Source organism: Nitratireductor pacificus pht-3B, from assembly GCF_000300335.1.
GTDB lineage: Bacteria > Pseudomonadota > Alphaproteobacteria > Rhizobiales > Rhizobiaceae > Nitratireductor > Nitratireductor pacificus.
Genome location: NZ_AMRM01000002.1, coordinates 255,269 through 278,872, shown reverse-complemented (window position 1 = coordinate 278,872; position 23,604 = coordinate 255,269). Strand labels below are relative to the sequence as shown.

The window sequence follows — 23,604 nt, the reverse complement described above, 5'->3', positions numbered from 1 at the left end:
AATCACCCGCCGCGGCTATTCCGCCGGCTTCGGCTTCTTCTTGAACAGTCCCGCGAGATTGTCCCACAGCTCGATCTTGGCGCCCTGGCGCTTCATGATCACGCCCTGCTGGAGGATCGACAGGAAGTTGTTCCACGCCCAGTAGATGACCAGACCGGCCGGGAAGGTCGCCAGCATGAAGGTGAAGACTACGGGCATCCAGGTGAAGATCATCGCCTGGGTTGGATCCGGCGGCGTCGGGTTCATGCGCATCTGCAGGAACATGGTGATGCCCATGATCAGCGGCCAGACGCCGATCATCAGGAAGGCCGGCACGTCGTAGGGAAGCAGGCCGAACAGGTTGAAGATCGAGGTCGGATCGGGCGCCGACAGATCCTGGATCCAGCCGAAGAACGGCGCGTGGCGCATTTCGATGGTGACGTAGAGCACCTTGTACAGCGCGAAGAAGACCGGAATCTGGATCAGCACCGGCCAGCAGCCGGCGATCGGATTGATCTTCTCCTTCTTGTACAGCTCCATCATCGCCTGCTGCTGCTTCATCTTGTCGTCCGCGAACTTCTCGCGGATTTCCATCATGGCAGGCTGCACCTTCTTCATGTTCGCCATCGACTTGTACGACTTGTTGGCGAGCGGGAAGAAGATGAGCTTGACGACGACCGTGGTGGCCAGAATGGCCAGGCCGAAATTGCCGAGCAGCTTGAAGAGCCAGTCGATCAGATGGAACATCGGCTTGGTGATGAAGTAGAACCAGCCCCAGTCGATCAGCAGCTCGAACTGGCGGACGCCGCGGTCCGTCTCGTAGGCATCGACGATGCCCACTTCCTTGGCGCCGGCGAAGACCATGGTCTCCGTGCCGGCGGTGGCGCCGTCCGCAACGGTGATCTCGTCCGTCAGGTAATCGGCCTGGTAGCGCGCCGTGTTGTCGGCGGAATAGGAGAAGCGCGGCTGAAACTCGCGACCCGCCTGCGGCACCAGCGTCACCGCCCAGTACTTGTCGGTAATGCCGAGCCAGCCATCGGACGACTTGCCGGGCGTGATGCGCTTGTCTTCCTCGACCGTCGAGTAGGACAGTTCCTGGAGCCCCTCCTCGCCGGTCACGCCGATCAGGCCCTCATGGAGGATGTAGATGCCGGAGGTTTCCGGCGTGCCGATGCGGGTGGTGCGGCCGTAATTGCGCAGGGCGACCGGAGCGCCGCTGGCGTTCTGCACCGTGTCGGTGAAGGTGAACATGTAGTTGCCATCGACGGCGATCCGGCGGGTGAAGGTCAGGCCCTTGTCGTTGGTGTAGGTCAGCGTGACCGGGCTCGTCGGGCTCAGCACGTCGCCTTCCGCCAGCGTCCACACCGTCTCGGGGCCGGGCACCGCGCCATTGGCCGCGTCGGTCACGTAACCGATCTCGGCATAATAGCCGTCGGGCTGGCCGGACGGGTTCAGAAGCTGGATGTTGGGCGAATCCTTCTTCACCGTGACCCGGTAATCCTTGAGCAGAAGATCGTCGAGGCGCGCGCCCATCAGGTTGATGGAGCCGGAAAGGCGCGGCGTCTCGATCTTGACGCGCTCGGCGGCGGCCAGCGTGGTCGCGCGATCGGGCGGGGTCTGCGCGGCGGAGCCGGCGCCTGCACCCGGCGTCGGAATGCCGATGCTCTCACCACCCGGAGTGCCGGTCCCCGGCGTCGTCTCGGCGGCCTGTTCGGCCTCGATCCGCGCGGCCTCGCGCTGCGCCTCGATGCGCGGGTTCATGTAGAAGACCTGCCAAACGGTCAGGATCAGCACAGAGAGCGCGATCGTGATGAGAAAATTCCGGTTGTTGTCCATCAAGGTCCTTAGTCCCTTTCACGCCCGCGACCGGCCTCGCCGATGCGGCGGGAAAGCTCGTCCTGCAGGGAGGCGAACGGCGCATCGAGTATCGCGCGCCGCGCCACAATCACATAGTCCCTGCCGTCCGCCATGTCATGGGCTGCATGGGTGCGGCAGGCTTCTTTCAACCGTCGGCGGATGCGGTTTCGCACGACCGCATTGCCGACCTTCTTGGTGACCGTAATGCCGAGCCGCGGCGCGTCGTTGTCGCCGCGATCCAGAACTTCAAGCAGGAAAAGCCGTCCACGCCGTTTTTCACCGCGGCGGACAGCCAGAAAATCGGCGCGCTTCCTGAGACGCGCCGGAGGGTGTGCGACTGGCCGGTCCACCATATTTCCGGCCTTGCCTGCAAGGCTTAGGCGGACAGCCGCTTGCGGCCACGGTTGCGGCGAGCCGCGATGACGCGACGGCCGCCGGTGGTGGCCATGCGGGCGCGGAAGCCGTGCCGGCGCTTGCGGACGATCTTCGAGGGCTGATAGGTGCGCTTCATTTATTTTAATACCGCGGAGTGCGGCCCTTCTTCATACTGCTGCATTTGCACAGGAGCTTGGTTTCGCGGGTCCCGTCGGAGGCACAGTTTTGCGCCGCCGGACACAAGACCCAAGCGTGGCCGGGCTTATAGGGAGGGGGATGGAAAAAGTCAATCAACGAGGCGGCAAGGCGCGGTTTGTCGCGCCCCGCCGCCTGCGGGGTCCCTTGCGGGGTCTCAGCGGTGGCGTTCCAGCCCCTGGCGGAACTGCTCGAAAATGTTCTCGACGCCGCGCTCGTAGTCGTCGCGCGACTTGCGGCCGGTCTCGAACATCTGGCCGAACAGGTCGTCATAGGGGTTGCGCTCGCGGCCGCTCGGATTGACGCGCGTCTCAGGACGGGAAGGCTGCTCGGGCGCACGGCGCGGCTCGCTCTGCCGCTGCCCACCCTGCGCGTTGCGCAGGAACTCGTCGAAGATCTGCCCCAGAGGATTGTCGGCCTGCCTGCCGGGAGCCTGCCGCTGCTGCGCCGCCCCGCCGCCGAACATGCCCTCGAGGATCTGTCCGAGCGGATTGTCCGACGGGTTCATGCCGGTGGGTGCCCGGCGCGTCGGGGCGCGGCCCTGCGGCATGCCCTGGCCGCCCATCTGGCGCATCATCTGCTCCATCAGGTCGCCCAGGACGCCACCCCCGCCGGCCTGCGCCTGCTGCGCCGCCTGCATCTGTCCGGTCGACTGCTTGAACAGCCCGCCCATGATCATCGACGCCAGGACCGGCAGCATCTGTTTCAGCACGTCCTGGCCGATGCCCGTCGCCTGCGCGGCATGGTCGGCAACGGCGCGGCTGACCTCCTTCGAGCCGAACAGATGGCCGAGAATGCCGTTGCCTTCGGCCATGCCTTCCGGAGAAAAGGCCTTCGCGGCGTTCTCGAAATAGTCGGCGTGCTGCCCCGAGGCGAGCGCGCCCAGGAAGTTGCCGGTGCCATAGGGATCGGAGGCATTGCGCTTCAGGCCCTGGCTGAACGCCGGCAGCAGCGCCTCCATGGCCTCCTGCGTCTGCTTCTGCGAAAGGCCGAACTGTCTGGCCAGTTGCTCCATGCCCTGGCCCTGCCCGGCATTGTTGAGCATTTCGAACAAGGGAAGCATCGGTTTCTCCTCCTGAGGCAATTGCAGACACAGGCGTCAGGCGCCGCCGGCAGACGATAGAGTAATTTGGGGAACAGTGGAACGGCGAAGCCCGCCGGTGCGGTCGCCTCGCCTCAATAGGCCTGTTCGAGGAACACGGGTTCGATCGAACCGCCCCAACGCGTGTTGAAGGCGTTGGCCAGCTCTTCCGCACTGGTGGTCCCGCGCGCGACGACCTCGTCCAGCGGGCTGAGGAAACTCGCCTCGTCATACCCCTCCCGATTGAGCCGCCGGCGGTTGGTCAGGCCGAGGCGCGAAATGGCCAGCACCTCGCGCGCCGTCTCGCGCAGCTGATGGTTGCGGAAGCGCGTCGAAAGCCCGCTGCGCGGCACCGCGTCACGCATGGCGACCACTTCCTCAAAGGTCCAGTCGCCGGTGAGTTCCTCCGCCGCATCGAGCGCCGCGTCGTCATAGAGCAGCCCGACCCAGAAGGCCGGCAGCGCGCAGATGCGCCGCCAGGGGCCGCCATCGGCGCCGCGCATTTCCAGGAAGCGCTTCAGCCGGACATCGGGGAACAGCGTCGACAGATGGTTCGACCAGTCGCCGATGGTCGGCCAGCCGTCGGAGACCTCGTCCTTCAGCGCGCCGGCCATGAAATGGCGGAAAGTCACATGCGTGCAGTCGTGATAGCGCCCGTCGCGGATGACGAAATACATCGGCACGTCGAGCGCCCATTCCACATAGTCGGCGAAGCCGAAGCGGGGCGAGAAGACGAAGGGAAGCTGGCCGGCGCGCTGGTTGTCCGTGTCGCGCCAGATCTCGCCGCGCCAGGACTGGAAGCCGTTGAGGCGGCCCTCGGTAAAGGGCGAGTTGGCGAACAGCGCCGTCGACAGCGGCTGCAGGCGCTGCGCTACCTGCATCTTGCGACGCATGTCCGTCTCCGAGGAGAAATCGAGATTCACCTGGATCGTGCAGGTGCGATACATCATGTCGAGGCCCTGGCTGCCCACCTTGGGCATGTAGTTCGTCATGATCTGGTAGCGGGATTTCGGCATTTTCGGCGTTTCAGCCAGCGTCCATTTGGGGCTGCCGCCGAGGCCGACGAAGCGGATGCCGAGCGGTTCGGCGATCTCGCGCAACTGGGCCAGATGGGCATTGCCTTCCCGGCAGGTCTGGTGAAGCGTCTCCAGGGGCGCGCCGGACAGTTCGAACTGACCGCCCGGCTCCAGCGAGATGGCGCCCTGCCCCGTCGGCTCGACCAGACCGATAATGTTGCCGGCGTCGTCAATCGGGTCCCAGCCCAGAGTACGCTGCATCCCCTCGAGAAGCGCCCGGATGCCGCGATCGCCCTCATAGGGCACCGGCCGGTTGCCATCGACATAGAAGGGAAATTTCTCGTGCTCGGTGCCGATCCGCCATTTTTCCCTGGGCTTGCATCCCTTGGCGATGTCGGCAACGAGGTCTTCGACCCGCTCGATCGGCCTATTGTCGGTGGTGTCACGGGCCATGGGCGTGTCTCCTGCCATTCTATGCCAGCGACTGATGGACCATGCTGACAATGTCCTTCAAGTAAAAACTGCTGATGGTAGCGTCAACTTCTCTTGACCCGCGCTTCCCACCGGGCCCGGACGCCCGCCTCAGCCCCAGTCGCCCACGGTCGCCTGAATGACCGCAAGTGCGGCCACCGCCGCCGTGTCGGCGCGCAGGATACGGGGGCCGAGCGGTATGGCGGTGACGAAAGGCCGCGCCCTGAGCTGCGCCCGTTCGGCATCCGAAAAGCCGCCTTCGGGGCCAACCAGCAGGCCGATCTTGCGCTCCTTGATGCCGGAAAGCGCCTGCATCGGGTTGTTGGTCGCCGCGTCCTCGTCGCAGAAGATCAGCCGGCGGTCCGGCTCCCATCCTTCCAGCAGGCTGTCGAGCCTGACCGGCTCGCGGACGGCGGGGATCGCGAGAATGCCGCACTGCTCGGCGGCTTCCATGACATTCGCCTCCAGCCGGGCCGTCGCGGCCTTCGCCACCTGGGTGTGCTGCGTGATGACCGGCTGCAGGCAGCCGGCGCCCATCTCCACCGCCTTCTGGACCAGATAGTCGAGACGGCCCTTCTTCAGGGGTGCGAAGCAATAGAGAAGATCGGGCACGGGCGTCTGCGGCCGCGCCTGTCGGGTGACGCGCAACCGTACGGACTTCCGTCCCGCCTCGGCCAGCTCGGCGTACCATTCGCCGTCGCGGCCGTTGAACAGCAGTACTTCGGCGCCTTCGCGCATGCGCAGCACATGCGTCAGGTAATGCGCCTGCTCGCGGCTCGTCTCCACCATCGCATCGGCGGCGAGCGGGGCATCGATGAACAGGCGTTGCAGCTTGTAGTTTGCGCGCATGGCGACCTGATGGTGGATTGCCGGAGGCGCGTCAAGTGGGCATCCGTGGTCGGCTTCATGGCCGGAGCGGCAGGTTTTTCGGAAAACTGCCCTGTCCGGCCTTGTTCCCCGTGCCGCAGCCGCTTATAGGCACCGGCTCGTTTCAATCATCTGGCCGGATGCATCGGGGTCCCGAAAGGGGAACCGCGCGCCGTTTGCGCGCGATGCATGGCCGGCCTATCGCGGATCGGACTGCCCCATGAACGATGTGTTTTGCGGAATCGACTTCGGGACATCCAACTCCACGGTCGGCGTCAGCGACGCCCGGCATGCGCGCCTGCTGCCGCTGGAGGGTGACCGGGTGACGCTGCCGAGTGCCCTGTTCTTCAGCTTCGCCGATGACGGCGTGCAGTTCGGGCGCTCGGCCATCGACGCCTATGTGGAGGGCGAGGAAGGGCGGCTGATGCGCTCGCTGAAGAGCATTCTCGGCTCGTCCCTGATGCACGAGAAGACACGCATCCGCGCCCGCTTCATGACCTTCGCCGACATTCTCGGCGAGTTCATCGGCCATCTGCGCCGGCAGCTCGAGGCGCAGGCAGGCGGCACGGCGGACCGGGCGGTGTTCGGCAGGCCGGTCCGCTTCGTCGACGAGAACGACGAGGCCGACATGGCGGCGCAGGCGATGCTCGAGCAGATCGCCCGCAGTCAAGGTTTTCGCCATGTGGACTTCCAGTTCGAGCCGATCGCCGCCGCGCTCGACTACGAACAGAGCACGGCGGGCGAGGAACTGGTCCTGATCGCCGATATCGGCGGCGGCACGTCTGACTTCTCCATCGTCCGCGTCTCGCCCGAGCGTGCCCGCAAGACCGACCGGCAGGACGACATCCTGGCGAATGGCGGCGTGCATATCGGCGGCACGGATTTCGACCGTCTTCTGAGCATCGCTGAGGTCATGCCGCATCTGGGGATGGGATCTTCCACCAGCGACGGAAAGCGGCTTCTGCCGAACCGGCATTTCAACGATCTGGCGACCTGGCATCGCATCAACGCGCTCTACACGCGCGAGGTGATGAACGAGCTGCGGCAGATCCGCTACGAGGCGGCGCGGCGCGACCTCGTCGACCGGCTGATCCAGATCGTCGAGGAGCGGCGCGGCCATTCGCTGGCGCTGGCCGTCGAACGAACGAAGATCGAGCTGACCAACGCCGAGGAGGCCGAAATCCTGCTGGCCCACTTCATCGGCGGGATGAACGTCACCGTGACGCGCGATGCGTTCAACGACGTGGTGCGGGAGGCGTTGCAGCGCGTCACCGGTGCGGTGTCCGGCCTTCTCGCGACGGCCGGCGTCGGCGCCGGGGCAATCGACACGATCTTCTTCACCGGCGGCTCAAGCTCAATCCCCGCACTGCAGAAGAACATCGCCGCCCTGCTGCCCAATGCCCGGATCGTCGACGGCGACCGGCTGGGCAGCGTCGGCACCGGGCTGGCGCTCGACGCACGGCGGAAATTCGCCTGAGGGCTGGTGTTCAGGCGCTCTCGTGCCAGACCGGCCGGTAGCCCGCTGCAAGCACGTTGAGCGTCGTCCGAGGCGTCAGAACCGTCACCGCTGCCGGCAGGCTCGCCGCTTCATAACCATCGAAACGCCAGGCGAGTGCCTTGCCGTCGCGGATCGCATAGGCGGCGTCGTCCTGGGCCACCATCGCGCCGTCCGGCAGAGAACGGGCGGCTTCGCCCGAAATGCTCCGTCCCTGGGCGCCTGTGGCGCGGCGTTCGGCGTGCAGCCGGCCGTCCAGATCGGCCACCTTAGGCGCGCGCAGGCCGGCAGCCGTGGCGAAGCGGTCCATGAAATCGCGCGCCGCCGCGCGCCGGCAATAGAAGCAGGGGCGATGACCGGCCGCCAGCGCGGTCACTTCGTCGAGGAAGAAAAGCTCCGTCCAGCCAGCCCCGCCCGACGGCGCATTGCGGCCCATGACGGCGCGCCTGCGCCCCTTGAAGGCGCAGACGCAGACGATCCAGGCCCTGGTCGTCCAGCGGCGCTTCAGGAGTGTTTTCGTCGCGGGATCGTGGATCACGCCGCGATTGCCGGTGAACAGGCCGCGGGCCTGCACGGCGTGGATTTCACCGAAAGGATCGACACGGTTCTGCAGCGGCACGGCAATTCTCCGACATTTCGGCAACAGTTACAAAGAAGCGGGGTTACTGGCCGATAATCTGTTTCAATCCTACGCTGATTGTGCTTATAGCGCTGTCGCGCAGGTGGGGACCCGCGTGCCGATTTATACAAGTTTGGGGAATGCAGCCGGATGACCGTTGCACGCGCTACCTTTTTGTTTCTGATCATGGTGTCCGCATTCACATTTGTCGGCGCCCGCCTGCTTTCCGCCGGCGCCGCCGGCAGCCATCATCCGGTCGACGGCTATGGGATAACCGCCGCCGCGCGGTGACCCGCCCGTCAGGCTGAAACCTCGATCAGTCTCTTTTCACGCCCCTCCATCCTGAGCGCCGTCAGGCGTCCGGTGCGCCATGCGCCCGTGTCGAGATTGACCCGGTTCGCCCGGATTTCAGGCGCGTCCACCGGCGTGTGCCCGTGCACCACCAGCTTCGGGTGCAGGCCGTCATGGGCGAGAAAGGTGCGCCGGATCCAGGTCAGATCGTCGGGACTCTGCGCCTCGAGGGGAACTCCCGGCCTTATGCCCGCGTGACAGAAGAAGAAATCGCCGAAGCCGGCGGAAAACGGCAGCGCGGCGAGAAACGCCTTGTGGCGCTGCGGCATGCGCGCGACCAGCTCGCCATGTCCGCGCCGCGTCGCGGCTTCGGAGGTGAAGTCGATCTCGACCCCGTAGGACAGCGCCGTCTCGAAGCCGCCGTTCATGGCGAAGAGGCCGAAGGGGCTGGGATTTTCGAGGAAATCGAGGAAGCCGATGTCATGGTTGCCGGCAAGCGCGACGACGCGCGGATCGCTTTCGGTCAGGCGAACAAGCTGTTCGAGAACGCCGCGCGACGCTGGCCCGCGATCCACGTAGTCGCCCAGATAGACGATGCGCCAGTCGTCCGGCCTGTCATGCAGGATCTCCTCCATGATGCGCGCATGCAGCGCCGCCATCAGCGCGTGCGCGCCATGCACGTCGCCGATGGCGTAGAGGCGCATGCCCTCGGGCGTCGAAGCCTCGCTGTAAGAGACCCCGGCGCCCATGCCTCACCCGTCGACCACGATGAGGTGCAGCGCGCGCGGCCCGTGCGCGCCGAGCAGCATGGTCTGCTCGATATCGCCCGAGCGCGAGGGACCGGTGACGAGATTGAGGACGCGCGGCATCTCGCCCCGACCGTATTTGCGCCGCAGCCGGGAAATGACGCTCTCCAGATCGCCGGCGATGTCCTTCGCGTCGACGATGATGATGTGGTTCTCCGGGACGAAGTTGACCGTGGTCGGATTGTCCTTGCCGGACACCAGCGCCACGGTTCCTGTTTCGGCGACGCCGGCGAAGGCATGGCTAACGCCGACCTCGTCCTGCGGCGTTGCCGGACCGTGCGTCACCTCCAGCGATTTCTGGCTCGCCCAGTCCATTCCCTTCAGCCGGCGGTCGGCGCCCATGCGCACGCGCGGCGCCAGGTTGCGCGAGCGCAGATAGTGCGTCACGGCGCCGGGCACATCCGTGGCCTTGCCGACGCGGGCGACCGTCGCGGTGACGGCTTCGGCCATCTGGCAGAAGAGCGCGACGCGCGCCTCACCTTCCAGCTGGCCACGCGCCGGGATCAGCCCACGCGCCGGCCTGGCGAGGCGTTTTTCGACCGCCTCCTGACGGGCCGGATCGGACGCGCCGCCGACGGCGTTCCTGAGCTTGCCGAGAATCGCTTCGCGCCCGCTCATGCCGCGCCTCCATCCTGTTTGCGCGTATCGCGGTCGCGCCATTGCTGCATGAAGGTGCGCGCCTCGGGCGCCGGGAGGTCTCGGTGCCGGGTCCAGCCGCCGGCCAGCGGCAGCGAACGGAACCAGCCGCGCCGTCCGCCGAGGCCCGACAGGGCCGGGATCGTCAGCGACGTGGCGAGACGGTAGAGTTTTGGACGGCGGGCGAAGAAGGCCCACAGGCCGAGGCCGAAGCGCTGCGTCGCCGGGTTCAGCCCACGCTCGAACTCGCGCTCGCGCCAATGCCGCATCATGCGCGGCAGGGGTATCTGCATCGGGCAGACGGATTCGCAGCGGCCGCAGAAGGTCGAGGCGTTGGGCAGGTGCCCCGATCTCTCGACGCCGACCAGCGAGGGCGTCAGCACCGCCCCCATCGGGCCGGGATAGACCCAGCCATAGGCGTGGCCGCCGACCGCATGATAGACGGGGCAATGGTTCATGCAGGCGCCGCAGCGGATGCAACGCAGCATCTCGTGAAACTCGGTGCCGAGCATCGAGGAACGCCCGTTGTCGAGCAGAACGACGTGGTATTCCTCCGGACCGTCCGGGTCGCCCGGCCGGCGCGGCCCGGTCGAAAACGTCGTGTAGACGCTCATGTCCTGGCCGGTGGCCGAGCGGGCGAGCACCCGAAGGATCTGGCTCGCATCCTCCAGGGTCGGCACGACCTTCTCGATCGAGGCGACCACGACGTGAACGCGCGGCAGCGTCTGCGTCAGGTCGCCATTGCCCTCGTTGGTGACGATGATCGAGGTGCCCGTCTCGGCGATCAGGAAATTCGCGCCGGTGATGCCGACATCCGCCTGGAAATACTGCGGCCGCAGGATCTGCCGGGCCTCACCGAGCAGGGATTCGGGCTGCGACAGGTCGCGTGCCTGCGGCAACTCCGTGTGAACGCGGCGGAAATCCTCCTCCACCTGCTCCTTGTTCAGGTGCAGCGCCGGCCCGATGATGTGGCTTGGATGCTCGCCGCGCAGCTGGATGATGTATTCGCCGAGATCGGTTTCGACCGGACGCACGCCCTCCTTCTCGAGGAAATCGTTGAGGGCGATCTCCTCCGTGATCATCGACTTGCCCTTGGTCACCGTGCGTGCGCCGACGCTGCGACAAATGTCGAGCACCGCCCGGCGGGCATCCTCGGCGGTTTCCGCCCAGTGAACCCGGCCGCCCGAGGCGACCACCTGGCGTTCATAGGCTTCCAGATAGAGATCGAGATGCGCCAGCGTATGGTCCTTGATGGCGCGGGCCGAGGAGCGCAGGGCCTCGAACTCCGGCAGTGCCTCGACGGCCTTCTTGCGCTTGCCGATGAAGCCGGACTTGGCCTTGCCCATGGCGCGCTGCAATTGCTCGTCGGCGAGCGCCTTGCGCGATTTCTGCTTGAACTGCGGGGAAGTGACTTCCATCAGCGTCCTCCCCCGCCGATGGCCGGCGTGTCATCCATCCCGGCCAGGACCTCGGCCACATGGCGCACCTTGATGCGGCTTCCCTGGCGGTGCAGCTTGCCGGCCATGTTCATCAGGCAACCGAGATCGCCGGCAAGCAGCGTCTCGGCGCCGGCCGCCGCGATGGAGGCCGTCTTCTCCTCGACGATCTTGTTCGAGATGTCGGGATATTTCACGCAGAAAGTGCCGCCGAAGCCGCAGCACACATCCGGGTTCGCCATCTCCTTCAGGTCCAGCCCCTCGACCGTGGCAAGCAGCTTGCGCGGCTGTTTCTGGACGTTCAGCTCGCGCAGGCCCGAGCAGGAATCATGATAGGTGACACTGCCCCTGTGGGCCGCGGGCACCGCCGTGACGCCGAGCACGTCGACCAGGAAGCTCACCAATTCGTGCACCCGGCCCGAGAAGGCATCCGCGCGGCTTTCCCATGCGGTGCCCTTGAGCAGCGTCGGGTAGTGCTTCTTCAGCATGCCGGCGCAGGACCCGGACGGCGCGACCACGTAGTCGAAGCCCTCGAAGGCCTCGATGGTCTGTCGCGCGATCGCCGCGGCATCCTCGCGGTCGCCGGAATTGTAGGCCGGCTGGCCGCAGCAGGTCTGCGCCATCGGCACCTCGACCGTGCAACCCGCCTCCTCCATCAGCTTGACGGCGGCAAAACCGACCGTCGGCCGGAACAGGTCCACGAGACAGGTAACGAAAAGGCCGACGCGGGGTGTTTTCCTGGTGTCTTCTTTCAAAAGGTCATCTCTCACTGGCTGTTGGGCGCGCGCCGTGGCGCATCCTCATGGCTGTAATGGTTCCGTTCCGCCACGCTGGTTGAGCCGCAGGCGCGCGATGCGCTGCCAGTCCCCGGAGCGCTCGGCCTCGAACGTTGCCTTTTCGACGAAATCGATATGGGCGATCGCCGCTGCACGCGCGGCCGCGGGATCGCCGGCGACGACGGCATCGTAGATCGCCCGGTGCTGGCCGAGCAGCGTGTTGCGCGCATCGGGCATCGCATAGATGCGCGTCCTGTTGAGGAAGACGCCATCCGACAGGAGACGATAGCAGGCGCGCAGCGTGTGCAGCAGCACGATGTTGTGCGCGCATTCGACGATGGCGTTGTGGAACTCGATGTCGCTGGCGGCCTCGGCCTCGAAATCCTCTGCAGCGTGGGCGGCGTTCATGCGCTCCATGATCGCCTCGAGCAGCACGAGGTCCTCGGGCGTGGCGCGGCGGGCGGCATATTCGGCGGCGATGGCCTCGATCTCGCGCCGGTACTCCAGATAGTCGGCGGTCGCCTTGCGATGCGAGGCGATCAGTGCGCTGACCGGCGGCGAGAAGACCTGGCCAATCACGTCGGCCACATAGGTGCCGCCGCCATGGCGTGTCAGGATCAGGCCGCGCTCCTCCAGCGCCTTCAGCGCATCGCGCAGGATCGGGCGCGAGACGTCGAGCTGGCGCGCCAGTTCGCGCTCGCCGGGCAGCCGGTCGCCATCGCGCAGCACGCCTTCGAGAATCAGTGTCTCGATCTGCCGAACGACGCCATCGGCGGTGCGCCCGTGCGCAATTCTGGAAAAGACTGTCTTCACCGGCCCGCTGTTTCGATTGCGCTCTGTTTCGATTGCGCATTGCATGCCGGGACAGCCCCCGGCCTTCACGACAGAATAGCGCCACCGGACGCAACTGGTCAATTTCCTTGTCCAATCATGCGACAAATCTCCGAGAGGCCCGGCACATTGCGCTGCCGGGCAAGGCCGGAGCATAGTTGTCTGCGGACGCTTCCGAGGCAGACGGCAAGGCCAATGGACCAGAAGAGCACCGAAGACAAAGACGCGCGGCAGGATGTCGATGATGCCGGCGCGGCGCTCAACACGTTGGTAACGGGCACCGTGCTCGGCTTCCCCGCCCATGAAGGGCGTGCCGGCGCGCTGGGCGAGGTGCATGCGCGGCCGCATGCCCTGCTGGAGGCGCCGCGCCTGATCGTACAGCTCTCCTTCATGACCGAGGGCGGCTCGGTGGTCGACCAGGCGGTGCTGGCGGACCTGTCGCGGCGGCTGGGCGTGGCCGCGCCGCAGGGGCATGCCCGCCACCATGCAATGCGCTGGGGCAAGGGCACGCTGCGCTGGGAGCGGCACACGGAGTTCTCCAGCTATCAATGGGACTGCCCCCTCTCACCGCGCAACGGCAAGCCGCTGGAGGAATCGCCCTTCGGCAACGGTTTCAGCCCGCCGGGCACGGCGATTTCCGGCACCCGCGTGGAGATCCGCAAATGGTCGGCGGCAACCGAGCGGCTGATCGCAGCCTTCGATCCGGCGAGCCTCGGCTATTCAGTGGTCGAGGGCGGCCGGGCTGCCGTCGCCACCGATTTCCGCCAGGATGGCGACGGGCTGACGCGCATCCTGATCCTGGAGAACGGCCTGTCGCCGGCGCGCATCGGCGCGCTTTCGCAGCGCCTCATCGACATCGAGACCTACCGCACGCTCGCCATGCTGGGACTGCCGCTGGCCCAGTCCCTGTCGCCGCGCCTGCGCCGGATGGAGGACCAGCTGGCGGTGCTGACGGCGCGGATGCGCAAGCGCGACCAGCATGACAGCCAGGCGCTGCTCTCCGAACTGACCGAACTCGCCGCCGGGCTGGAGGCAGACGCCGCCGCCAGCCTCTACCGCTTCGGCGCCAGCCGCGCCTATCACGGGATTGTCGAGGAGCGGCTGGAGACGCTGAACGAGGCCGCGGTTTCCGGCTACGAGACATGGGCCGCCTTCCTGCAGCGGCGCGTGGCGCCGGCCATGCGCACCTGCCGCTCCGTCGAGGAACGGCAGGCGAACCTCTCGCGCAAGCTGACGCGCGCCGCCAACCTGCTCAGGAGCTGGGTGGATGTCGAGGTGGAGCGCCAGAACCGGGATCTGCTCGCCTCGATGAACCGCCGCGCCAAGCTGCAACTGCGTCTGCAGCAGACCGTCGAGGGTCTGTCGGTTGCGGCCATTTCCTACTATGTGGTCGGTCTCGTCGGCTACGTCGCCAAGGGCGCCGGCCACGGCCTGCCGGGCATTTCCGCCGAGACGATCACCGCCGCGGCGGTGCCTGTCGCGGTCCTGTGCATCTGGCTGCTGGTTCGCCGCATCCGCCGTGGCCACGCCAGGGAAGATGCGGGCATGGAATAGCAATCGCCTCGCCCGAGGCGGATTGACGCAGGGGCCTTTCCCGAGCAGCATTTGCAGGACTGGAAACACACTGGTAAATAGATTGGACCAGTGGAGGAACGCGCATGTCCGGCCCGATCATGCCGAAAGCCAATGCGGCTACCCTGAAGAAGCGCGCCGACATCGTCGCCGACATGCGCATCATCGTGCCCGGCGAAGGCGTTGTCGATGCGGAGAACGCGATGCGCGCCTTCGAGAGCGACGGGCTGACGGCCTACCGCCAGCTGCCGCTGGTCGTGGTGCTGCCGGAGACCACGGCCCAAGTGGCGCGCATCCTCAAATATTGCCATCAGCGCGATATCCGCGTCGTGCCGCGCGGCTCCGGCACCTCGCTGTCGGGCGGCGCGCTGCCGCTGGAGGACGCTGTCCTGCTGGTGATGAGCCGTTTCAACCGCGTTCTCGATATCGACTACGCCAACCGCGCCGTGGTCGCCCAGCCGGGCGTCACCAATCTCGGCATCACCCACGCCGTCGAGCAGGAAGGTTTTTACTACGCGCCGGACCCGTCGTCGCAGATCGCCTGCTCCATCGGCGGCAATGTCGCTGAAAACTCCGGCGGTGTGCACTGCCTGAAATACGGGCTGACGGCCAACAACGTGCTCGGCATCGAAATGGTGCTGATGAACGGCGACGTGATCCGGCTCGGCGGCAAGCATCTGGACGCCGAGGGCTACGACCTGCTCGGCCTGATGACCGGCTCGGAAGGCCTGCTCGGCGTCGTCACCGAGGTGACGGTGCGCATCCTGCAGAAGCCGGAAACCGCCCGTGCGCTGCTGATCGGCTTTCCCTCCAGCGAGGAAGCGGGCCATTGCGTGGCCGAGATCATCGGCGCGGGCATCATTCCCGGCGGCATGGAGATGATGGACGGCCCGGCGATCCGCGCGGCGGAAGACTTCGTCCATGCGGGCTACCCGCTCGACGTGGAGGCCCTGCTGATCGTCGAGCTGGACGGTCCGGGCGCCGAGGTGGACCATCTGATCGGCCGGGTGGAGGCGATTGCCCGGAGCAACGGCGCCACCACCAGCCGCGCCTCGACCTCCGACGAGGAACGCGCCGTCTTCTGGGCCGGGCGTAAGGCGGCCTTCCCGGCCGTCGGGCGCATCTCGCCCGACTATTACTGCATGGACGGCACCATCCCGCGCAAGGAGCTGCCGCGGGTGCTCGCCGGCATGCGGGCGCTGTCGGAGAAGTACGGCCTGCGCGTCGCCAATGTGTTCCATGCCGGCGACGGGAACCTGCACCCGCTGATCCTCTACGACGCCAACAGGCCGGGGGAGCTCGAGAACGCGGAAGCCTTCGGCGCCGACATATTGCGGCTCTGCGTCGAGGTCGGCGGGGTGCTGACGGGCGAACATGGCGTCGGCGTCGAGAAGCGCGACCTGATGCCGGAGATGTTCACGGAGGACGACCTCAACCAGCAGATCCGCGTCAAATGCGCCTTCGACCCGAACCATCTGCTCAACCCCGGAAAGGTGTTTCCGCAACTGCACCGCTGCGCCGAACTCGGCCGCATGCACATCCATCGCGGCCAGGTGCCGTTTCCGGAACTGGAGAGGTTCTGAGCGTGCAGTTCAAGCGGGCCGTTCTCGAGGGAATCGCAAGTGGCGAGATCACCCTCGCCTTCCGCCGCTGGAAGAAGCCGACCATCATGGCCGGCTCGCGCCTGCGCACGGCGCTGGGGGTGGTGCGCATTTCCGGCGTTGCTCCGGTTGCCGAAACCCAGCTCGACGAACCCATGGCCAAGAATGCAGGCTTTCCCTCCCTGGCAGCGCTGAAAGATGATCTGCGCGATGGCGCCGAGCGGAGCCTCTACCGCATCGACATTGACGGCATCGAAGCCGATGGGCGGGTTTCCCTGCGCCAAGACGATGAGCTCGACGCCGATGCCCTCGCCGCGCTCGCGCAGCGCCTTGCGCGATGGGATGCCGCCGCCGGCTCCGAAGGGTACCACCTCGGCATCCTGGCGCGGATCGCCGAAGCGCCGGCGAGCGCGGCTGCGCTCCTGGCCGAAGGCCTCGGGGTAGAAAAACTGAAATTCAAGCGCGATGTGCGCAAGCTGAAGGAACTCGGACTGACGGAAAGCCTGGACACCGGCTACCGCCTGTCGCCGCGCGGCGAGAAAGCCCTGCGCCTTCTTGGAGGTGACCGGAGTTGACCGTTTTCACGCCCTCTTCCGCGCGCGACGTGCTCGACGCCATCCAGTGGGCCGTCTCCGAGGAAACGCCGCTGGAGGTCATCGGCCACGGCTCGAAGCGTGGCATCGGCCAGCCGACGCAAACCGGACACGCGCTCGATCTCTCGAAGCTAGCCGGGATCACGCTCTACGAGCCGGAGGAGCTTGTACTTTCGGCCCGGGCGGGAACGCCGCTCGCCGAGATCGAGGCCGCACTTGCCGCCCGCAATCAGGAGCTCGCCTTCGAGCCGATGAACTACGGCCCGCTGCTCGGCGGCGCGGCCGGACGCGGCACGATCGGCGGCCTGCTTTCGGCCAATCTTGCCGGCCCGCGCCGCATCAGGGCGGGCGCGGCGCGCGACCATGTGCTCGGCGTCCATGCCGTTTCGGGGCGCGGCGAGACCTTCAAGTCGGGCGGGCGCGTGGTGAAGAACGTGACCGGCTACGACCTGTCCAAGGGGCTGGCGGGGTCCTGGGGCACGCTCGCCGTCACCACCGACGTGACGTTCAAGGTCCTGCCGGCGGCCGAGACCGAAACCAGTCTCGTCCTCACCGGCCTCGACGATGGACAGGCGAGCGCAGCGATGGCCGGGGCCATGGGTTCGAGCGGCGAGGTTTCGGGCGCGGCGCATCTGCCCGAGGGGGTTGCCGGCCGGTTCATCGATGGCGCTCTCAAGGGCGGCGCGCGAACCGTGCTGCGGGTCGAGGGTTTTGGCCCGTCCGTCGCCTATCGCATCGATCTCCTGAACCGGCTCCTGAAACCGTTCGGCACGGCGGAAACACTGGACGAACCCGCATCCCGCCGCCTGTGGCGCGAGATCCGCGACTGCCATCCCTTCGCCGACGGCTCATCCGCGCCGGTCTGGCGGGTGTCGATGGCGCCGTCCGAGGGCCACCTTATGGTCGATGCCTTCCGCCGCGCGGCGGGCGCCAATGCCTATTACGACTGGCAGGGCGGCCTGATCTGGCTGCGCATGGAAGCCGATCCCGAGGCCGAGACGCTGCGCGGGGCGATCGCCCATTTCGGCGGCGGCCACGCCACGCTGGTGCGCGCGCCGCTTGCCGTGCGGGCCGCGACGCCGGTGTTCCAGCCGCAGCCGGCTCCGCTCGCCGCGCTCTCGGCCCGCCTGAAGGAACAATTCGACCCGAAGGGCATCCTCAACCCCGGCCGCATGGCATTCGCATGACGCTGTGATAGATTGCCGCGAGCAAACCGGAGGCCAAAATCATGAGCGAAATGGAACCGCAACCGACCCAGGGCCGGAAGACCGATGGCTGGCTCGATCCCGGGCCGACCAACATCCAGGTAATCTACATCCTGTATCTGGTGGGCTTCGTCATCGGCATCTCGGCGCTTGTCGGCGTCGTCATCGCCTACATGAACCGCGGCAAGGCCGGCGGCTGGGTCGAAACCCATTACACATGGGCGATCCGCACCTTCTGGATGGCGCTGCTGTTCGCCTTCGTCTCCGCACTGCTGATGGTCGTCGGTATCGGCTTCCTGCTGATGATCGCCGTCGCCATCTGGGTGGTGGTGCGCTGCGTCATCGGCCTGCAGGCGGTCGGCCGCAGCGAGCCGATCAAGAATCCCGAGAGCTGGCTTATCTAGGGTCACAACCTTACCCACCAAGAAGACAGGACACCGTGCAGACCACATTCACGCCCCAACAGCTTGCCGATCCGCGCGTGGCGGAAGCGGAAGCGATCCTGCGCAAATGCGTGCATTGCGGCTTCTGCACGGCGACCTGTCCGACCTATGTGACGCTCGGCAACGAGCTCGACAGCCCGCGCGGGCGCATCTACCTGATCAAGGACATGCTGGAGAACGGCCGTCCGGCGGACAAGGAGATCGTCACCCATGTCGATCGCTGCCTGTCCTGTCTCGCCTGCACGACCACATGCCCTTCGGGCGTCGACTACATGCATCTGGTCGACCATGCCCGCGCGCATATCGAGAAGACCTATCGCCGGCCGCTGATCGACCGGCTGACCCGCTCCGTCCTGGCGCAGGTCCTGCCCTATCCCGGGCGCTTTCGCACAGCACTCAGGCTGGCCCGGTTCGGGCGCCCCCTTGCGCCGCTTCTGCGCAGGGTCGCGGCACTTGCGCCATTCGCGGCGATGCTGGACCTCGCGCCGTCACGCATCCCCGCCGCCCGCCCCGCGGAGCCGATCGCCGCGGAGGGCGCAAGGCGCGGGCGCGTCGCCCTCCTCACCGGCTGCGCCCAGTCCGTGCTCGATCCCGGCATCAACGCCACCACCGCGCGCCTGCTCGCGCGCCTCGGCGTGGAGGTGGTGCAGAACCCCGCCGGCGAAGGCTGCTGCGGCGCGCTGGTGCACCATATGGGACGGGAGGAGGACGCCCTATCCGCCGCACGGCGCAATGTCGATGCGTGGACGCGCGAGATCGATGCGGGCGGGCTGGATGCGATCATCGTCACGGCGTCCGGCTGCGGCACCACCGTCAAGGATTACGGCCACATGCTGCGGCTCGATCCCGGCTATGCGGAGAAGGCTGTGCGCATCTCGACCCTGGCGAAGGACGTCACCGAGTATCTCGCGACGCTCGACCTGCCCGCACCGGCCATCGCCCCCGGCCTCACCGTCGCCTATCACTCGGCGTGCTCCATGCAGCATGGCCAGAAGATCACACGCGAGCCGCGTACGCTGTTGAAACAGGCCGGGTTCACCGTGCGCGAGCCGCGCGAAGGGCATCTGTGCTGCGGTTCGGCCGGCACCTACAACATCCTCCAGCCGGAGATCGCGGCGAAGCTGCGCAAGCGCAAGGTGGCCAATATCGAGGCGACGGGCGCTGCGGTGATCGCCACGGGCAACATCGGCTGCATGACGCAGATCGGCACGGGAACGGACATGCCCATCGTGCATACGGTCGCGCTGCTCGACTGGGCCTATGGCGGACCGAAGCCGGCAGGTCTTCCGGACGTCGCCGCGCTGGAAATGGTGGCCGCCGAATAGAACGGAAAAAGGGTGGCGCTCCCCCAAGCGCCACCCTTCTCCACACGCCCGGCGGTCCCCAGCCGGGCTTCCCCCATTCGGACAGGCCCCACCTCTCGGAGGGGTCCCTGCTCTGTGCTTCTCCGCATTCATGCGGACGTCAGGTGCTTCCACCTGACCGCAGGAATGCTCTAGATGACCACCACCTTCGCGCCGACCGGCACGCGGTTGTAGAGGTCCATCACATCCTCGTTGCGCATCCGGATGCAGCCTGACGACACGGCGCGGCCGATGGTCCAGGGCGCATTGGTGCCGTGAATGCGATAGAGCGTCGAACCGAGATAGAGCGCGCGGGCGCCCAGCGGATTGGCGGGTCCGCCCTTCATGTGCGCGGGCAGGATGCGGCCCTTGGCCTTCTCGCGGGCGATCATCTCCGCCGGCGGGCGCCAGTCGGGCCATTCGCGCTTCTGCGAAATCTTCTCCGTTCCGGTCCAGCCGAACCCTTCCTTGCCGACGCCGACGCCGTAGCGCCGCGCCTGGCCGTCCTTCAGGACGAGGAACAGGAACCGCTGGCTGGTGTCGACGATGATCGTCCCCGGCGCATGCTTGCCGTCATAGGCGACCACCTGCGGCAGCCATTTCGGGTCGCTCATGCTCCAGGAACGGTCGCTCGGCACCGCATTGTAGGCGGCGGGCTGAACCTGCTGAACTGGCGCGACGGCCCGGCGGTTCGCCCGATAGTCCTGCTGGACGCGCGGGCGCCCAAGGGATTGGCGGGTCCGCCCCCTCGCCTGCTGATAGACGCGGTATTCCTGAACCTGTCCCTGGCGATGCTGCGTCGCGGCCGGTGCCTGCCCACGGCGCAACTGCATCACCCATGGGGCGGACAGGTCAGGACTTACGAGAACCGGCGGTGGCTCCACGTAACGGTCCTGGGCATGGGCCCCCCAGGAGATCAGCAGCGCGGCGGCAATGCCGGCGGCATACGTCATCGACTTCATGAGACTTCACTCTCTGTTGCTCATCACGATCACTCGGCCTCGCCGGGGGCTCCTTTCAGGAACCGGGTGGCGATGGCAGGAACTCGCCCTTTAGATGCGGTCCATGTCAGGATGCTGCCGGACAGCTGCAACCGAATGGTGAATCCGTTTTCATAAAATGCAATGTTCGGCGAAAACCATTTGGCGTGGTTACCGTCCGGTTCAGAAAGCTGGTGAACGTATCGCTAAATCGGCCTGATTGCCCATTAACCAAGGATTTTCGAGCGAATGAGTGAGCAAAAGACCGGATTGATCGTCGGCTCGGATGGATTGACGCGCTGCTTCTGGCCAGGCGTCCTGCCGGACTATCTGGCCTATCACGACGATGAATGGGGACGCCCGGTCACCGACGACCATCGCCTGTTCGAGAAATTGTGCCTGGAGGGGTTCCAGTCCGGCCTCTCCTGGCTGACCATCCTGCGCAAGCGGGAGAATTTCCGCGAAGCCTTCGCCGGTTTCGATTTCGAGAAGGTCGCGCGCTTCACCGAGAAGGACGTGGAAGGGCTGCTCGGCAATCCGGGCATCGTGCGGCATGGCGGCAAGATCCGCTCGACCATCAACAACGCGCAGCGCGCCATCGAGCTGTGCGAAAAAGAGGGTTCGCTGGCCGCCTATTTCTGGCGCCAAGAGCCGCAGCCGCACGAGCGCCCGGACCCGGTCGACTATCCAACGCTGATCGCCAATCCGAAGACGGAAATCTCGACGCGCATCTCCAAGGACCTGAAGAAGCGGGGCTGGTCCTTCGTCGGGCCGACCACGGTCTATGCGTTCATGCAGGCGATGGGCCTCGTCAACGACCACATCGAGGGCTGCGCCTGCCGCGCCAAGGTCGAGGACCTGCGCAAGGCCCTGCGCCGTCCGTCCTGACTCGCGGCCGACCGGGGCGGGCGATCACAAACCTGTCCGGAAAAACTTGACTCGCATGAGGGGCGTGACTATCTCAAAGCCGCGTTAGCACTCACTCTGAGAGAGTGCTAATCGACGTCCGGCGTCGCCGGACGGAGGGAAAGCCTAATTCATCATCCGAATCAAGGGTTCAGAACATGGCCAACACGAATTTTCGCCCGCTCCATGACCGCGTGGTCGTACGCCGGGTCGAATCCGAAGCAAAGACGGCTGGCGGCATCATCATCCCCGACACCGCTAAAGAGAAGCCGCAGGAAGGCGAAATCATCGCCGTTGGTTCCGGCGCGCGCGACGAAGCGGGCAAGCTCGTTCCGCTGGACGTCAAGGCCGGCGACCGGGTGCTGTTCGGCAAGTGGTCCGGCACCGAAGTCAAGCTCAATGGCGAGGATCTCCTGATCATGAAGGAATCCGACATCATGGGCATCATCGGCTGATCATCGCCACCAGATCGAAACGGTAACAGAGCTTCCAGGAAGCTCAGGAGCTAGAGAAACATGGCTGCAAAAGAAGTAAAGTTCTCCCGCGACGCGCGTGAGCGCATGCTGCGCGGCGTCAACATCCTCGCCGACGCGGTGAAGGTGACGCTTGGCCCGAAGGGCCGCAACGTCGTTCTCGACAAGTCCTTCGGCGCCCCGCGCATCACCAAGGACGGCGTCACGGTCGCCAAGGAAATCGAACTGGAAGACAAGTTCGAGAACATGGGCGCCCAGATGGTCCGCGAAGTCGCTTCGAAGACCAACGACATCGCCGGTGACGGCACGACGACCGCGACGGTTCTGGCCCAGGCCATCGTCCAGGAAGGTGCCAAGGCAGTTGCCGCCGGCATGAACCCGATGGACCTGAAGCGCGGCATCGACAAGGCCGTCGACGACGTCGTCGCCTACCTCACCAAGGCCGCCAAGAAGATCAACACCTCCGACGAGGTTGCCCAGGTCGGCACCATCTCCGCCAATGGCGAGAAGGAAATCGGCCAGATGATCGCCGAGGCGATGCAGAAGGTCGGCAATGAAGGCGTCATCACCGTCGAGGAAGCCAAGACTGCCGAGACCGAGCTGGAAGTCGTCGAAGGCATGCAGTTCGACCGCGGCTACCTGTCGCCCTACTTCGTGACCAATCCGGAAAAGATGGTTGCGGACCTCGAGGACGCCTACATCCTTCTCCACGAGAAGAAGCTGTCCAACCTGCAGGCCATGCTGCCGGTCCTGGAATCGGTCGTTCAGTCGTCCAAGCCGCTCCTCATCATCGCCGAGGACGTCGAAGGCGAGGCTCTGGCCACGCTCGTCGTCAACAAGCTGCGTGGCGGCCTGAAGATCGCCGCCGTCAAGGCTCCGGGCTTCGGCGACCGCCGCAAGGCCATGCTCGAGGACATCGCGATCCTCACCGGCGGCCAGGTGATCTCCGAAGACCTCGGCATCAAGCTTGAGAACGTCACGCTCGAGATGCTCGGCCGTGCGAAGAAGGTCTCGATCTCGAAAGAGAACACGACCATCGTCGACGGCGCCGGCCAGAAGGGCGAGATCGAGGGCCGCGTCGCCCAGATCAAGCAGCAGATCGACGAGACCACGTCCGACTACGACCGCGAGAAGCTGCAGGAACGCCTTGCCAAGCTCGCCGGCGGCGTCGCCGTGATCCGCGTCGGCGGCTCGACCGAGATCGAGGTGAAGGAGCGCAAGGACCGCGTCGACGACGCCCTGAACGCGACCCGCGCTGCCGTTGAAGAAGGCATCGTTCCCGGCGGCGGCACCGCGCTTCTGCGCGCCTCGCAGGCGATCAGCGCCAAGGGCGAGAACGCCGACCAGGACGCCGGCGTCAACATCGTCCGCCGCGCCGTGCAGGCCCCGGCTCGCCAGATCTCGACCAATGCCGGCGCGGAAGCATCGGTCGTGGTCGGCAAGATCCTCGACGAGAAGGCCGTCACCTTCGGCTACAACGCCCAGACGGGTGAGTATGGTGACATGATCGCCATGGGCATCGTCGACCCGATGAAGGTCGTGCGCACCGCCCTGCAGGACGCGGCTTCGGTCGCCGGCCTGCTGATCACCACCGAGGCGATGGTTGCCGAGCTGCCCAAGAAGGACGCTCCGGCCATGCCCGGCGGCGACATGGGCGGCATGGGCGGCATGGGTGGCATGGGCTTCTAAGCCAAGCCATCACCGCTTGAGAATAAAGGAAGGGCGCTCCGCGAGGGGCGCCCTTCTTCTTTGGAACG

General features: G+C 66.3%; 24 protein-coding genes. 11 read left to right on the top strand and 13 right to left on the bottom strand.

The genetic code is table 11. From position 1 onward, the window contains the following. Window positions 1-15: 15 nt before the first annotated feature. The 6 genes from yidC to NA2_RS02750 form a co-directional block, all read right to left on the bottom strand. Window positions 16-1,815 (bottom strand): membrane protein insertase YidC, encoded by a 1,800-nt coding sequence (gene yidC, locus NA2_RS02775; protein ID WP_008593918.1) that lies wholly within the window; start codon window positions 1,813-1,815, stop codon window positions 16-18. A gap of 8 nt (window positions 1,816-1,823) precedes the next feature. Next, window positions 1,824-2,189, bottom strand: coding sequence for a ribonuclease P protein component (rnpA, locus tag NA2_RS02770; RefSeq protein ID WP_008593917.1), 366 nt, complete (start codon window positions 2,187-2,189; stop codon window positions 1,824-1,826). Window positions 2,190-2,212: 23 nt separating this feature from the next. Next, on the bottom strand, window positions 2,213-2,347 hold the full coding sequence (rpmH, locus tag NA2_RS02765) for a 50S ribosomal protein L34 (RefSeq protein WP_008593916.1): 135 nt from the start codon (window positions 2,345-2,347) through the stop codon (window positions 2,213-2,215). 216 nt (window positions 2,348-2,563) lie between these two features. Continuing rightward, complete coding sequence (locus tag NA2_RS02760; RefSeq protein ID WP_008593914.1) at window positions 2,564-3,469, bottom strand: DUF937 domain-containing protein; 906 nt, start codon at window positions 3,467-3,469, stop codon at window positions 2,564-2,566. Between the two features lie 113 nt (window positions 3,470-3,582). Then, the gene (locus tag NA2_RS02755; RefSeq protein ID WP_008593913.1) at window positions 3,583-4,956 is read right to left on the bottom strand and encodes a glutamate--cysteine ligase; all 1,374 of its coding nucleotides are present in this window, start codon (window positions 4,954-4,956) and stop codon (window positions 3,583-3,585) included. A 129-nt stretch (window positions 4,957-5,085) separates the two neighbouring features. Beyond that, window positions 5,086-5,823, bottom strand: a complete 738-nt coding sequence (locus tag NA2_RS02750; protein WP_008593912.1) for a 16S rRNA (uracil(1498)-N(3))-methyltransferase — start codon at window positions 5,821-5,823, stop codon at window positions 5,086-5,088. A 238-nt stretch (window positions 5,824-6,061) separates the two neighbouring features. Between NA2_RS02750 and NA2_RS02745 the strand changes: the two genes are divergently transcribed. After that, a complete protein-coding gene (locus NA2_RS02745) occupies window positions 6,062-7,318 on the top strand; it encodes an Hsp70 family protein (RefSeq protein ID WP_008593910.1) in 1,257 nt (418 codons plus the stop codon). A 10-nt stretch (window positions 7,319-7,328) separates the two neighbouring features. On the opposite strand, the gene NA2_RS02740 is transcribed toward NA2_RS02745, so the two are convergent. Further along, complete coding sequence (locus NA2_RS02740) at window positions 7,329-7,955, bottom strand: hypothetical protein (protein ID WP_008593909.1); 627 nt, start codon at window positions 7,953-7,955, stop codon at window positions 7,329-7,331. Window positions 7,956-8,105: 150 nt separating this feature from the next. Between NA2_RS02740 and NA2_RS21740 the strand changes: the two genes are divergently transcribed. Next, a complete protein-coding gene (locus NA2_RS21740) occupies window positions 8,106-8,246 on the top strand; it encodes a hypothetical protein (RefSeq protein WP_086005949.1) in 141 nt (46 codons plus the stop codon). 8 nt (window positions 8,247-8,254) lie between these two features. Here NA2_RS21740 and NA2_RS02735 read toward each other — a convergent pair whose 3' ends face one another. Genes NA2_RS02735 through NA2_RS02715 form a run of 5 tightly spaced genes read right to left on the bottom strand, consistent with a single transcriptional unit; the run spans window position 8,255 to window position 12,713 of the window. Then, entirely contained in the window at window positions 8,255-8,995 is a 741-nt protein-coding gene (locus tag NA2_RS02735; protein ID WP_008593907.1) for a metallophosphoesterase family protein, read from the bottom strand. Between the two features lie 3 nt (window positions 8,996-8,998). Continuing rightward, on the bottom strand, window positions 8,999-9,670 hold the full coding sequence (locus tag NA2_RS02730) for a LutC/YkgG family protein (protein WP_008593905.1): 672 nt from the start codon (window positions 9,668-9,670) through the stop codon (window positions 8,999-9,001). Then, entirely contained in the window at window positions 9,667-11,106 is a 1,440-nt protein-coding gene (locus NA2_RS02725) for a LutB/LldF family L-lactate oxidation iron-sulfur protein (protein ID WP_008593903.1), read from the bottom strand. Before NA2_RS02725 ends, NA2_RS02730 begins: the two co-directional genes overlap by 4 nt. Further along, window positions 11,106-11,879, bottom strand: a complete 774-nt coding sequence (locus tag NA2_RS02720) for a (Fe-S)-binding protein (RefSeq protein ID WP_008593902.1) — start codon at window positions 11,877-11,879, stop codon at window positions 11,106-11,108. Before NA2_RS02720 ends, NA2_RS02725 begins: the two co-directional genes overlap by 1 nt. 45 nt (window positions 11,880-11,924) lie before the next feature. Then, complete coding sequence (locus NA2_RS02715) at window positions 11,925-12,713, bottom strand: FadR/GntR family transcriptional regulator (RefSeq protein WP_008593899.1); 789 nt, start codon at window positions 12,711-12,713, stop codon at window positions 11,925-11,927. 213 nt (window positions 12,714-12,926) lie between these two features. On the opposite strand from NA2_RS02715, the gene NA2_RS02710 reads away from it, so the two are divergent. The 6 genes from NA2_RS02710 (at window position 12,927) to glcF (ending at window position 19,470) form a co-directional block, all read left to right on the top strand. After that, window positions 12,927-14,285 carry a DUF3422 family protein gene (locus NA2_RS02710; RefSeq protein WP_008593897.1) on the top strand — a complete coding sequence of 453 codons (1,359 nt, stop codon included), beginning with the start codon at window positions 12,927-12,929 and terminating at the stop codon, window positions 14,283-14,285. Between the two features lie 104 nt (window positions 14,286-14,389). Next, on the top strand, window positions 14,390-15,886 hold the full coding sequence (locus NA2_RS02705; RefSeq protein ID WP_008593895.1) for an FAD-linked oxidase C-terminal domain-containing protein: 1,497 nt from the start codon (window positions 14,390-14,392) through the stop codon (window positions 15,884-15,886). 2 nt (window positions 15,887-15,888) lie between these two features. Next, window positions 15,889-16,479 carry an ASCH domain-containing protein gene (locus tag NA2_RS02700; protein WP_008593893.1) on the top strand — a complete coding sequence of 197 codons (591 nt, stop codon included), beginning with the start codon at window positions 15,889-15,891 and terminating at the stop codon, window positions 16,477-16,479. Continuing rightward, window positions 16,476-17,684, top strand: coding sequence for an FAD-binding protein (locus NA2_RS02695; protein WP_008593891.1), 1,209 nt, complete (start codon window positions 16,476-16,478; stop codon window positions 17,682-17,684). Before NA2_RS02700 ends, NA2_RS02695 begins: the two co-directional genes overlap by 4 nt. Before the next feature lie 41 nt (window positions 17,685-17,725). Next, entirely contained in the window at window positions 17,726-18,106 is a 381-nt protein-coding gene (locus NA2_RS02690) for a DUF4870 family protein (protein ID WP_008593889.1), read from the top strand. A gap of 35 nt (window positions 18,107-18,141) precedes the next feature. Continuing rightward, entirely contained in the window at window positions 18,142-19,470 is a 1,329-nt protein-coding gene (gene glcF, locus NA2_RS02685) for a glycolate oxidase subunit GlcF (RefSeq protein WP_008593887.1), read from the top strand. Window positions 19,471-19,640: 170 nt separating this feature from the next. On the opposite strand, the gene NA2_RS02680 is transcribed toward glcF, so the two are convergent. Continuing rightward, on the bottom strand, window positions 19,641-20,450 hold the full coding sequence (locus tag NA2_RS02680; RefSeq protein ID WP_008593885.1) for a L,D-transpeptidase: 810 nt from the start codon (window positions 20,448-20,450) through the stop codon (window positions 19,641-19,643). A gap of 267 nt (window positions 20,451-20,717) precedes the next feature. Between NA2_RS02680 and NA2_RS02675 the strand changes: the two genes are divergently transcribed. From NA2_RS02675 to groL, 3 genes are all read left to right on the top strand, one after another. Next, window positions 20,718-21,356: a DNA-3-methyladenine glycosylase I gene (locus tag NA2_RS02675; RefSeq protein WP_040676488.1), complete on the top strand. Its 639-nt coding sequence runs from the start codon at window positions 20,718-20,720 to the stop codon at window positions 21,354-21,356. A gap of 176 nt (window positions 21,357-21,532) precedes the next feature. Then, a complete protein-coding gene (groES, locus tag NA2_RS02670; RefSeq protein WP_008593881.1) occupies window positions 21,533-21,829 on the top strand; it encodes a co-chaperone GroES in 297 nt (98 codons plus the stop codon). 60 nt (window positions 21,830-21,889) lie between these two features. After that, entirely contained in the window at window positions 21,890-23,536 is a 1,647-nt protein-coding gene (gene groL, locus NA2_RS02665; RefSeq protein ID WP_008593879.1) for a chaperonin GroEL, read from the top strand. Window positions 23,537-23,604 lie beyond the last annotated feature (68 nt).

What these genes read in the sequence shown, in the direction of transcription:
- NA2_RS02745 (WP_008593910.1), top strand. Translation starts at nt 6,062, where the DNA reads ATGAACGATGTGTTTTGCGGAATCGACTTCGGGACATCCAACTCCACG.
- NA2_RS02690 (WP_008593889.1), top strand. Translation starts at nt 17,726, where the DNA reads ATGAGCGAAATGGAACCGCAACCGACCCAGGGCCGGAAGACCGATGGC.
- NA2_RS02730 (WP_008593905.1), bottom strand. Translation starts at nt 9,670, where the DNA reads ATGAGCGGGCGCGAAGCGATTCTCGGCAAGCTCAGGAACGCCGTCGGC.
- NA2_RS02760 (WP_008593914.1), bottom strand. Translation starts at nt 3,469, where the DNA reads ATGCTTCCCTTGTTCGAAATGCTCAACAATGCCGGGCAGGGCCAGGGC.
- NA2_RS02675 (WP_040676488.1), top strand. Translation starts at nt 20,718, where the DNA reads ATGAGTGAGCAAAAGACCGGATTGATCGTCGGCTCGGATGGATTGACG.
- NA2_RS02755 (WP_008593913.1), bottom strand. Translation starts at nt 4,956, where the DNA reads ATGGCCCGTGACACCACCGACAATAGGCCGATCGAGCGGGTCGAAGAC.
- NA2_RS02680 (WP_008593885.1), bottom strand. Translation starts at nt 20,450, where the DNA reads ATGAAGTCGATGACGTATGCCGCCGGCATTGCCGCCGCGCTGCTGATC.
- NA2_RS21740 (WP_086005949.1), top strand. Translation starts at nt 8,106, where the DNA reads ATGACCGTTGCACGCGCTACCTTTTTGTTTCTGATCATGGTGTCCGCA.
- groES (WP_008593881.1), top strand. Translation starts at nt 21,533, where the DNA reads ATGGCCAACACGAATTTTCGCCCGCTCCATGACCGCGTGGTCGTACGC.
- NA2_RS02750 (WP_008593912.1), bottom strand. Translation starts at nt 5,823, where the DNA reads ATGCGCGCAAACTACAAGCTGCAACGCCTGTTCATCGATGCCCCGCTC.
- yidC (WP_008593918.1), bottom strand. Translation starts at nt 1,815, where the DNA reads ATGGACAACAACCGGAATTTTCTCATCACGATCGCGCTCTCTGTGCTG.
- rnpA (WP_008593917.1), bottom strand. Translation starts at nt 2,189, where the DNA reads ATGGTGGACCGGCCAGTCGCACACCCTCCGGCGCGTCTCAGGAAGCGC.
- rpmH (WP_008593916.1), bottom strand. Translation starts at nt 2,347, where the DNA reads ATGAAGCGCACCTATCAGCCCTCGAAGATCGTCCGCAAGCGCCGGCAC.
- NA2_RS02705 (WP_008593895.1), top strand. Translation starts at nt 14,390, where the DNA reads ATGTCCGGCCCGATCATGCCGAAAGCCAATGCGGCTACCCTGAAGAAG.
- NA2_RS02735 (WP_008593907.1), bottom strand. Translation starts at nt 8,995, where the DNA reads ATGGGCGCCGGGGTCTCTTACAGCGAGGCTTCGACGCCCGAGGGCATG.
- NA2_RS02710 (WP_008593897.1), top strand. Translation starts at nt 12,927, where the DNA reads ATGGACCAGAAGAGCACCGAAGACAAAGACGCGCGGCAGGATGTCGAT.
- NA2_RS02725 (WP_008593903.1), bottom strand. Translation starts at nt 11,106, where the DNA reads ATGGAAGTCACTTCCCCGCAGTTCAAGCAGAAATCGCGCAAGGCGCTC.
- groL (WP_008593879.1), top strand. Translation starts at nt 21,890, where the DNA reads ATGGCTGCAAAAGAAGTAAAGTTCTCCCGCGACGCGCGTGAGCGCATG.